The following is a 10482-nucleotide window of genomic DNA, read 5'->3' as shown; positions in this document are numbered from 1 at the left end:
CTTCTGCCCAAGTACAGTTGATGTATAAAGATTATGATGCGCCAAAACCAATGGTGACGATTGCTGATTATAAAAAGGAAATTACTGAAGGTTTGTTTTCAACAATGTTGAACAATCGTTTGGACGAATTGACCAATTCACCAACCCCTCCATTTACTTTTGGATATTCGTATCATGGAGGAACTTTTGCTCGAACTAAAGAAGCCTACCAATCTTTTGCAATGACTGCCGAAGACAAGCAATTGGACGGGTTAAAAGTTCTGGTGATGGAAAATGAAAGGGTGAAAAAATATGGTTTCACAGAAGGCGAACTTGTTCGCGCCAAATCTGATTTTGTGGCCGGAATGGAGCGTGTTTACAATGATCGAGAAAAAACCAATTCATCCAATTTTGTAGGCGAATATCAATCGCACTTTTTAGAGAAAGAACCTACTCCAGGAATCGTTTGGACGTATGAAATGCTTTTGAAAATGTTGCCCGAAATTCAATTGAATGACATCAATGGTTTGATTAATACATATATAAAAGAAGATAATCGTGTGGTGATTTTAACAGGTCCAGAAAAAGAAGGACTGATATTGCCTACCGAAACAGAAGTTTTGGCGGTTTTAAAAGTAGATTCTGAAGCAATCACTCCTTACAAAGACACCGAAATTGCAGCAAGTTTGTTGCGAAAAGAAGTGAAAGCTGGAAAAGTTGCTAAGAGAGAAAAAGATGCTAAAATGGGGACCACTACTTTAACCCTTTCTAATGGGGCGAAAGTGACCTATAAAAAAACCGATTTTAAAAACGACGAAATACTTATGAGTGCCATTAGTTTTGGTGGAACCAATCTCTATTCTAACAAAGAATTGCAACAAACGCAATTTGCAAATGGCGCTTTGAGCGAAGCTGGATTTTCTGGTTTGAAATTAAACGACATCAATAAATTTATGAATGGCAAAATTGCTAACGTGAACCCCTATATTGCAAGTACTTCCGAAGGATTTAACGGAAGTGCTACGCCAAAAGATTTAGAGTATCTGTTCCAAATGACACATGCTTATTTCACCGATTTAAATTTGGATAAAGAAGCCTTTGAAGGTTATAAGCAAAAGCAAGCATCGTTTTACAAAAATATGGCTTCGACACCTAATTTTTATTTCCAACAAGAGTTTTACGGATTTTTACTGAAAGACAATCCTCGATTTTTTGGCATTATTCCAGATGATAAAGCGTGGGAACAAACTAATTATGAGTTGGCGCATAAAAAATACAAAGAGCGTTTTGCGAATGCAGGAGATTTTGAGTTCTTTTTTGTTGGAAATGTTGACGATGCAAAAATGGAGGAATATGCTTCTAAATACTTAGCCAGTTTGCCTAGTAGCAAGCAACGTGAGAAAATGACCGACTTGGGGTTCCGTATGCCAAAGGGAGACTTGAAAAAAGTGGTAAATAAAGGAACTGACCCAAAAAGTAATGTAACCATTATGTTTTACGGCGACGCTCCGTACACTTCAAAAGAAGCCTTGGCAATGTCGGCATTAGGAGAAGTTTTAACCATAAAATTAATCGAAGAGTTGCGTGAAAACGAAAGTGGTGTTTATGGTGTAAATGCACGCGGAAGCATGAGTAAAGTGCCGTACGGTTCGTACAGTTTCAATATTTCGTTTCCTTGTGGGCCAGAGAATGCTGAAAAATTGACCGAATCAGCATTACGGGAGTTGAATAAAATCATCACAGACGGCCCTCAAGCAGCAGATTTAGCGAAATTTAAAGAAGGAGAATTGGCGGATTATAAAAAGGAAAGCAAAGAAAACCGTTATTGGTTGTCGGCCTTAACGCGTTCGTATACCAATGGAACTCCAGCAGCTGATGTTTTGAAAACAGAAGAAAAAATCAACGAACTCACTGCCAAAGATTTACAAGATGTAGCCAAAAAATATTTATCGAAAGACAAAGTAATTGGAATATTAATGCCCGAAAATTAATTTTTTCTCTCGATTTTAAAGTTGAAAACCTGATGTGAAAGTCAGGTTTTTTTATTTGTAACACACAGGAATAATTTCTCCGGGAGCCAGACAATATTGAGTAACCATTTCGGGACTTAATTTTTTCGTGTAATCTTCTTCGATTACGGTAAATCCGATACTGCGTAATTTATCAAAATAGTCGCGACCATAAATACGAACGTGATCGTATTGACCAAAAATTTGAGCTCGTTCTTTTTGATCGGTAATCGTGTCGTCTGAGAAAGTTTCGGCTCTTTTTAAATCCTGCGGAATCTGGAAAACTCCCATTCCGCCCGGTTTTAAAACCCGATACAATTCCTGCATGGCTTTCGTGTCATCGGGAATGTGTTCCAAAACATGGTTGCACAAAATAATATCGTACGTATCATTTTCAAAGGGCAAATTACAAATATCGGCTTTCACATCAGCCAAAGGCGAAAACAAGTCAGTTGTGGTATAATTCAGGTTTTTCTGGTTGCGAAACAATTTATAAAAAGCTTGTTCGGGTGCAAAATGCAACACTTTTTTTGGAGCGGAAAAAAAATCGGTTTCATTTTTTAGATACAACCACAACAATCGATGGCGTTCCAACGACAAAGTACTGGGCGATAAAACATTGTTTCGCTGTTGTCCATAACCATACGGCAGAAAATTTCTAAAACTTTTTCCATCAATTGGATCGGTAAACGTCGAACCTTTCAACGCCGATGCCAAAATGGGTCGAATCACATAACTCGCCCGAATTAACAACGGACGGGGAATGGTATTTAATATAAATTTGAAAAGTTTTTTCATTACTATGTCTAGCTTTTGGCACAAATTGCACTAATTTACACAAATTACGGATTCTTTGTCTATAAAGCATTTTTAAATTAGTGCAAATTTGTTTAATTCGTGTCTAAAATAAGGGGTTGCATTCTAAACTCCATTTCCTCATCAGAAGTAATGCCTAACGCTTCATAAATATACCCAAAAGTAGATAGCAATTCGGGTTTTCCGTTTACAATGGCTACGTTGTGTTCAAAATGAGCACTTGGTTTTCGGTCGGCAGTTACAATTGTCCAGCCGTCTTTTAATGTTTTGATGTTTCGTGTGCCAAGATTAATCATCGGTTCAATCGCCACAACCATTCCTTCTACAAATAATTTTCCACGACCTCTTTTACCATAATTAGGCATTTCTGGATCTTCGTGCATCTTTCGTCCCAAACCGTGGCCCACTAGTTCGCGAACAACAGTATATTTATGCGATTCACAATAAGTTTGAATGGCGTTTCCAACATCTTCGACGCGATTACCAATTTTGAGTTGCCGAATCCCAATATATAAAGATTCTTTAGTCACCTGGAGTAATTTTTTCGTCTCTGGAGCCACTTCGCCAATTTCAAAAGTATAGGCGTGGTCGCCATAAAATTCGTTTAAAATTGCACCACAATCCACTGAAACGATATCACCATTTTCAATCGGACGATCCGTAGGAAGTCCATGTACTACTTGCTCATTTACACTTGTTAAAAGAGTTGAAGGGCATCCATATAGTCCCAAAAAACCAGGAATTCCGCCGTGGTCTCTTATAAAAGTTTCTGCTAATTTATCTAGATGTTTGGTAGTAACGCCCTCTTTAATTTCGGTAGCAATCATACCTAAAGTTTTAGAAACCAATAAAGCGCTTTGCCGCATCAATTCGATTTCTTCTCTTGATTTTTGGATAATCATCTCTTTAATTTTTGATTGTGCAAAAGTAGCGTTTTTTAATCAATTGTACATTGCGAGTTTTAATCCAGCTTATATGGGATTTATGCTAATATAATTAGCTTCATATTTTGTTTTTGGGCGTTACCCTTCGTAAAAACTTCGGGTCGGGCTTTCCGCTACAACCTTTTTTGTGGCAAAAAAAGCCACAAAAAAGGGTTTCCGCTTCACTCCCTAACGCGCTTCACGCAGACACAGAGCATAAAGCGACACAAAAAATTTTCGCTACGCATTCCATCTTTATAATAACACCGCTAATGCAACAACGAATGTCTGTTCATTACAGTTGGTTTTTCAATTCCCATCAGCTCTAAAATAGTGGGTGCGATATCACTCAAAACCCCGCTATTGACGAATTTTAGCTCTTTGTCGACCAAAATAATAGGAACAGGATTCGTAGTATGTGCCGTATTTGGCGATCCATCTGGATTGATCATCGTTTCACAATTACCGTGATCGGCAATTACAATGGTGGTATAATTGTGTGCCAAGGCTGTAGTAATTACTTTTTCAACACATTGATTTACAGCTTCACAAGCTTTAATGGCCGCTTCCATCACACCCGTATGTCCTACCATGTCGCCGTTTGCAAAATTCAAACAAACAAAATCCACTTCTTCTTGTTCGATTTTTGGAACCAAAACCTTAGTTAAGTCAAAAGCACTCATTTCAGGTTGTAAATCGTACGTAGCCACTTTGGGTGAAGGACACAAGAGCCGACTTTCGCCTACAAATTCGGCTTCACGACCTCCGGAAAAGAAAAACGTAACGTGCGGATATTTCTCCGTTTCAGCAATCCGGATTTGTTTTTTGCCGTGTTTTTCCAGAACTTCTCCTAAGGTTTCGGTAATGTTGTCTTTGTCATAAATAACGTGCATTCCCATAAAAGTATCGTCGTAGTTGGTCATCGTTACGTAATACAAATCATTCAATTTGTGCATGTTAAATTCGTGCATGTCGCATTGCGTCAAAACTTCGGTTAATTGCCGTCCGCGATCGGTCCTGAAATTGAAAAACAAAACCACATCGCCTTCTTCAATTGTGGCAATGGGGTTGTTTTGATTATTGGTCAACACAATCGGTTGGATAAATTCGTCCGTAACCTCATTGTCGTAACTTTCTTGAATGCTTGTAACTGCGTTTTTGGAGTGTAGTCCCAATCCATTGACAATCAAATCATAGGCAAGTTTTACTCGTTCCCAACGTCTATCGCGATCCATGGCATAATAACGACCTACTACAGAAGCTAGCTTTGCTTTTTTAGTACTCAGAAAATGTTCTAAATCAGCAATGAATTCAATTCCCGATTTTGGATCTACATCACGACCGTCCGTAAAGGCATGAATAAAAACGTTTTCCAAACCAAAATCTTCCGCCACTTCTACCAAACCTTTTAAATGATTGATATGCGAATGAACACCACCGTCCGAAACCAATCCTAAAAGATGTACTTTTCGATTGTTGTTTTTTGCAAAAGTAAAGGCATCTACAAGTGTTTTCTCGTCTTTAAGTGTATTGTTGTCGACAGCCAAATTGATTTTGGCCAAATCTTGATAGATAATTCTCCCGGCCCCTAAATTCATATGACCAACTTCAGAATTTCCCATTTGACCTTCGGGAAGTCCTACATTAAGTCCGTCAGTACGAAGTTGCGCATTAGGATATTGCGTATATAAACGATCAATAAATGGCGTGTTTGCCTGATCGACTGCGGAAACTTTTGGGTCAGGAGATTTTCCCCAACCGTCGAGAATCATCAGAATTACTTTTTTGTTCATGAGAAGTGTATTTTAAACAAAGTTAAAAAATGTACACGAATGCTGTGGGTTCAAGCCTTTTTATTTCAAAAAATAGTTCAAAAAACTTTTTTCAAATCATTATAATCAATAAAATAACGAATACTTATCGAAAAAACGGTGGTCAAATTACTGTTGATTACATTTCTGAAATTGGATTGCAAGTTTTTATCAATAAAAGCACTACTGTTGACGCCGTTATTTCGATACAAAACAGAAATTTCGCTTCCTGGTGCAAACCACCACGAGTACGTTAAGTCAAAATTCACTGTGGTATAATTGATGTCGGTATTATCAGTAAAAACAGCATTTTCAACCAAAGTTCCGTCAGGTTTTAACGAAAGATACTGCCTGTTTTCGGAAATAGCCCAATAGTAACGTGTGGCAAGATTTAAGGTCATTGTTGGGTTAATCGCATATTTAGCAGCAAGTTCGTTGGTAATGGTTCTGCGGTCTCTGTTGGAAAAAACGGCTTCTTGAGTATTGTCAAATCGTGCAAAACCTTTATCGCTATTTTGGCGAAATAATTCCCACGAATACGTCAGCAAAAAGCGGTCGGAAAATCGGTAGCGTGGTTCAATAGAAATGCCATATTGCACGCGATTTTTTTCATTAAATACCGTTGCAAAGGGATTAATGTCTAAAGCAAATTTTCTGTTGTAATTGGTCGATACATATAACGAACTAAAAATGTTTTTTGGAATGGTAACAAATTGATTTTCGGTTCGCGCTTCATAAAAATCAGAAACATGTAAGGGGTTTACATTGAATTCAAATAAAATGAAATCGTTTTTTCGTGTATTTGCTGTAACTCCAACATTAAATCGGGCTTGTTGCAATCGGCCAGAAGTGTTTTGAATTTCTAAATAATTAGAATAGTCCACTCTAAAAGTATTGAATATACCCACGGGGTTTAAAATACGGTAGCCTAAATTTGCATAACCACCGTGGTAGTTTGTCACAAAATTAATTCCCAAATCATTGGGGTCATAATCTTCCGAAACATAGTTTGCACCGGCACTGTACCGCCATTTACCTCCTTTTTTTCCAATGCCAATTGTTGAACTGACTCCTTTTTTATCCGAAAGGTTTCCGAAGCGGTTGATAAAACTGTATTTTACATCGCCCGAAAGGTTGTAACGGTTGTTGGTAGTGTTTAAATCATAAATAATTGCCGAAACATTTGCATCTTGATACGTGCCGTTTCGGGTAACATTGGTATTGACAAAAGCCACTGATGAGTTTTGATTGAATCGCTGATCAAACACTAAAACATTGTAATTAGCAAGCGGTTCTACTTCAATTTGTGAGGTTTCGTCGGTAATTTTGTTGTAAGAATCGGCAAAAGTTTGTTCGGTAACGGCATTTAAAATACCGATTCCTAATCCGCTTTTGGTTCTTCCAGAAATTTTTAAAGCATTGATTAAATTTACCGTTGCCGGATTTTTAATTTCTATGTTTTCGTCTGTTGTGCGGGCTGAAGTGGAGGGTTTTCCGCCAATTCTACGAGAGTAAAGTAGATTTCCTTTGTTAAATAAATCGGTTCCTTCCGTGAAAAAAGGGCGGTTTTCATTAAATTGTTGTTCGAAAGGGCCTAAATTAAGTTCGACATTATCGAAAACTGTTTGGCCAAAGTCGGGAATTAATATGGCATCCAACGTGAAAGAATCATTGATGCCGTATTTAATGTCCATTCCTCCTTTAATAGTGTGTGAGTTTACAGTTGCATTTTTTTCATAATAATAGGACGAGTATGGAATAAAAAATAATCGAGTAGGAGGTTGGATGTTTTTAATTCCTTCCAATCGACCCGTTTGTGGAAGTAAAGCACCCACTTGAAAGTTTACTGGATTCCAAGTATATTTTTGCCGGTCACGTTTTATTTCTCTATAAAAATTAATCCCCCATGTTTGTATTTTTTCTTTCGAAAAGCGTAACGCTGCGTAAGGAATTCTCATTTCTACGGTCAAACCTGTGGGAGTTATAACAACGGCACTTTCCCAAATAGCGTCTAAGCTAAAATCGTCATTTTCCTCGGTAGAAATGCAATCAAGTTGAACGCCAGCTGCACTTACATAAAACCGAAAGTCTTGTTGGCCGTCGTTAAATCCGTTAATGTACACGCCAAAATGATCGGCAGTGCCAAAATTATCGCGCTGCATTACCTCTTTCAAAATTTTGTCGGGTTCGTTATCATTTAAAATAGCACTGATGTAAACAGCATCGTTGTCGTACAATACCCGAACAACAGATTCTTTTTCGGGAGCTATTGCAACGCCATTATCGGGTTCTTGCATCACAAAATTTGTTGCTACATCAGCCGAAGACCAAGCGGCTTCACTGATGTTGCCATCGATAACAATTTTATCACTGGTAACAGTTGTTTGAAGTGTTTTGTATTGCGAATATCCTGAAAAAGAACTGATTATAAAAATAATAGTTAACGCAAGATGGTGTTTTGGCATAGTCATTGTGTTATGAATGCAAAACTAGTTATTTAAGGATTATTAGCAAGTCCGATTGAAATTAAACTTCCAAGTCATTTTTGTTTAAAGCTGCAAATAGTGCGAATTATTCAAAAAAAGAATCCTAAATATTTCAAAAATAACATTATTGTTAAAGTTTAGCTTAAATGCATTTTTTACAACAATTTTTATACTTTTGTTTCGTTAGCCACTCATAAATAAAAAACTATCAATGATTTACAGAATCCTTCCTATTTTTTTCTTACTCTTTTCTAGTTTTAGTTCTAACAACAAAGTTGTTTTGGAAAAAAACAAAAATACATTAATTAAAGCATTGATTTCGAAAACTGTGCTAACGGTTGACGCCAAAGCGATAAGTTTATATAATACTTTACATACCAACAATCTTCCTTTGCCAAAGTTAGAAAGTTTTACAAAAGCCTTAAAAGGATTTTATGCTTTGCAAGCTAAGGGCGTTATTCAAAAAAATATTTTGACACTAATCGATTTCAGTTTGTCTTCCAATGTAAAGCGTCTTTGGATTATAGACTTAAACAGTAATACTGTTTTGTATAATTCACTAGTAGCTCACGGCCGAAATACAGGTAATGGATTTGCAAATTCTTTTTCAAATGCTGCAGAATCTTATAAAAGTAGCTTGGGTTTCTATGCTACTGGAGAAGTGTACCAAGGCAAGCACGGCTTATCTTTGCGTTTAGATGGATTGGAACGCGGTTTAAATGATAATGCTCGTTCTCGTGCTGTAGTCATGCACGGAGCTGATTATGTGGCTGATTCTTTTATTCAAAATCATTCGCGCTTGGGACGTAGTTTGGGCTGTCCAGCAATTCCAATGCACATGACTAAAGAAATTATCAGCCTGATAAAGGACAAATCGTGCTTATACATTTACCATCCGTCTTTAAATACTGTAAAAAATTCAAAATTTAATTTGTAGTTAAAGCGTGCGGTACATTACAAAATGTGTACCCACATTTTCAATTTCAAATGCGGTTCCGTAAATGTGAAAACCAAGTTTTTCATAAAACGGAACCGCATTTTTCCGTGCATTGAACCAGATTATGTCCATTTTTTTTTTCGTGTGCTAACTCAATTACGACATTTACCAGTTGTTCGCCTATCTTTTTCTTTTGAAAATCTTTTAATACGGCCATTCCTCTTATCTGATATTGATTTTTGAAATCCCAAATTGCGTTGGATTTCTCGAATACCGAAACAACTCCTACGATTTTTTCTTCCAAGTAAAATCCAAAATGAATAGTAGAATCTAAGTGATCACCATCGAAATGGCAACTTTCAACAGGAAGTTGAGGTCGCAAAACAGGGTTTCTAACTTCGAAAGTCGTTTCTGCCGTAATTTTTTTTAAGTTAGTCATGTTTTTTTTGAAGAGATAACATTTTAAGTGTAAATAAATTAGGCAAATTTAGTATAGTTTGCACTAATTTTTTTCATTTTTTTTGGAGAAAAAGTTTGCAGGAAAGTTATTTTATTACTTATATTTGCACCGTTGTAATGCGAAAGTAGCTCAGTTGGTAGAGCTCCAGCCTTCCAAGCTGGTTGTCGCGAGTTCGAGCCTCGTCTTTCGCTCCAAAAAAGTCTCAAACAAAGTTTGAGACTTTTTTTATATATTTATATTTTATAATTAAATTTTTAGTACTTTTCCTCCGAATAAAAGTACATTCCTTTTCACCGCCACTTCCTATTGTTTTAAAGTTCTTCACGCCATTTTTACGGGATTATTCAAATTAAAACGCATTTAAATTTTAGCTGAGTTTAATGATTAGTCGATGAATAGCAAACTTGTTTTAATTATAGGTCTTGTATGGCCAGAACCCAAATCATCTGCAGCAGGTACACGTATGTTGCAACTGATTTTGTTGCTTCAAACATTCGGTTACAAAATAATATTTGCCTCTACCGCTTTAGAAAACGACCTTAATTTTGACCTGAGTACCATTGGAGTTGAAAAAGCAAGTATTGCACTCAATTCAGATCGTTTTGATTTTCTTGTAAAAAATTGGAATCCAGCTATCGTATTGTTCGATCGGTTTGTTACGGAAGAGCAATTTGGCTGGCGGGTTGTTCAAAATTGTCCTACTGCTTTACGAATTTTAGACAGTGAGGATTTACATTGTTTACGCCATACACGTGCATCGAATTTTAAAAAAGGAATTCCTTTTGAAGTTTCCAATTTATTTGAAGAAGATTGGACAAAAAGAGAAATTGCCAGTATTTTACGATGCGACTTAACGTTGGTTATTGCAGAATTTGAAATGGAATTGTTGACGCGTCATTTTAAAATTGATGCACAATATCTTTTTTACCTCCCATTGCTTGTTCGAGAATCAGAACTGGCTTTGGATTATCGAATGATGGAATTTCAGGAACGAAAAGATTTTGTGTTTATAGGAAACTTCTGGCATGAGCCCAATTGGGATGCGACTTTATACTTGAAGA

The 10482-nt window shown here is 36.8% G+C and carries 7 protein-coding genes, 1 tRNA gene and 1 pseudogene; 4 read left to right on the top strand and 5 right to left on the bottom strand.

The window, feature by feature from the left end:
* On the top strand, nucleotides 1–1970 hold a 1970-nt coding region (locus ACIQ2X_RS09825), incomplete at its 5' end, for an insulinase family protein (protein WP_396178754.1).
* 51 nt (nucleotides 1971–2021) lie between these two features.
* Here the strand turns inward: ACIQ2X_RS09825 and ACIQ2X_RS09820 are convergent.
* The 4 genes from ACIQ2X_RS09820 to ACIQ2X_RS09805 form a co-directional block, all read right to left on the bottom strand.
* Nucleotides 2022–2786 (bottom strand): class I SAM-dependent methyltransferase, encoded by a 765-nt coding sequence (locus ACIQ2X_RS09820; protein WP_396178753.1) that lies wholly within the window; start codon nucleotides 2784–2786, stop codon nucleotides 2022–2024.
* Nucleotides 2787–2878: 92 nt separating this feature from the next.
* Nucleotides 2879–3706 (bottom strand): type I methionyl aminopeptidase, encoded by an 828-nt coding sequence (gene map / locus ACIQ2X_RS09815; protein ID WP_396178752.1) that lies wholly within the window; start codon nucleotides 3704–3706, stop codon nucleotides 2879–2881.
* Between the two features lie 290 nt (nucleotides 3707–3996).
* Nucleotides 3997–5520 (bottom strand): 2,3-bisphosphoglycerate-independent phosphoglycerate mutase, encoded by a 1524-nt coding sequence (gpmI, locus tag ACIQ2X_RS09810; RefSeq protein WP_396178751.1) that lies wholly within the window; start codon nucleotides 5518–5520, stop codon nucleotides 3997–3999.
* Nucleotides 5521–5597: 77 nt separating this feature from the next.
* Complete coding sequence (locus ACIQ2X_RS09805) at nucleotides 5598–8009, bottom strand: DUF5916 domain-containing protein (protein ID WP_396178750.1); 2412 nt, start codon at nucleotides 8007–8009, stop codon at nucleotides 5598–5600.
* A gap of 226 nt (nucleotides 8010–8235) precedes the next feature.
* Between ACIQ2X_RS09805 and ACIQ2X_RS09800 the strand changes: the two genes are divergently transcribed.
* A complete protein-coding gene (locus tag ACIQ2X_RS09800) occupies nucleotides 8236–8961 on the top strand; it encodes a murein L,D-transpeptidase catalytic domain family protein (RefSeq protein WP_396178749.1) in 726 nt (241 codons plus the stop codon).
* 82 nt (nucleotides 8962–9043) lie between these two features.
* Here ACIQ2X_RS09800 and ACIQ2X_RS09795 read toward each other — a convergent pair whose 3' ends face one another.
* On the bottom strand, nucleotides 9044–9400 hold the full coding sequence (locus tag ACIQ2X_RS09795; protein WP_396178748.1) for a GNAT family N-acetyltransferase: 357 nt from the start codon (nucleotides 9398–9400) through the stop codon (nucleotides 9044–9046).
* A 139-nt stretch (nucleotides 9401–9539) separates the two neighbouring features.
* On the opposite strand from ACIQ2X_RS09795, the gene ACIQ2X_RS09790 reads away from it, so the two are divergent.
* Both ACIQ2X_RS09790 and ACIQ2X_RS09785 read left to right on the top strand, forming a co-directional pair.
* Nucleotides 9540–9615 (top strand) — tRNA-Gly (locus tag ACIQ2X_RS09790).
* 197 nt (nucleotides 9616–9812) lie between these two features.
* Nucleotides 9813–10482 (top strand): annotated as a pseudogene (locus tag ACIQ2X_RS09785) (glycosyltransferase); the annotation flags it as partial.

This window comes from Flavobacterium sp., from assembly GCF_044368625.1.
In the GTDB taxonomy this organism is placed as follows: domain Bacteria; phylum Bacteroidota; class Bacteroidia; order Flavobacteriales; family Flavobacteriaceae; genus Flavobacterium.
The sequence above is the reverse complement of the archived record's forward strand: the minus strand, read 5'-3'. Positions and strand labels throughout refer to the sequence as shown.

Bases quoted from the DNA above. Each gene is read 5' to 3' on its own strand.
- ACIQ2X_RS09820 (WP_396178753.1), bottom strand. From the start codon at position 2,786: ATGAAAAAACTTTTCAAATTTATATTAAATACCATTCCCCGTCCGTTG.
- map (WP_396178752.1), bottom strand. From the start codon at position 3,706: ATGATTATCCAAAAATCAAGAGAAGAAATCGAATTGATGCGGCAAAGC.
- gpmI (WP_396178751.1), bottom strand. From the start codon at position 5,520: ATGAACAAAAAAGTAATTCTGATGATTCTCGACGGTTGGGGAAAATCT.
- ACIQ2X_RS09805 (WP_396178750.1), bottom strand. From the start codon at position 8,009: ATGACTATGCCAAAACACCATCTTGCGTTAACTATTATTTTTATAATC.
- ACIQ2X_RS09800 (WP_396178749.1), top strand. From the start codon at position 8,236: ATGATTTACAGAATCCTTCCTATTTTTTTCTTACTCTTTTCTAGTTTT.
- ACIQ2X_RS09795 (WP_396178748.1), bottom strand. From the start codon at position 9,400: ATGACTAACTTAAAAAAAATTACGGCAGAAACGACTTTCGAAGTTAGA.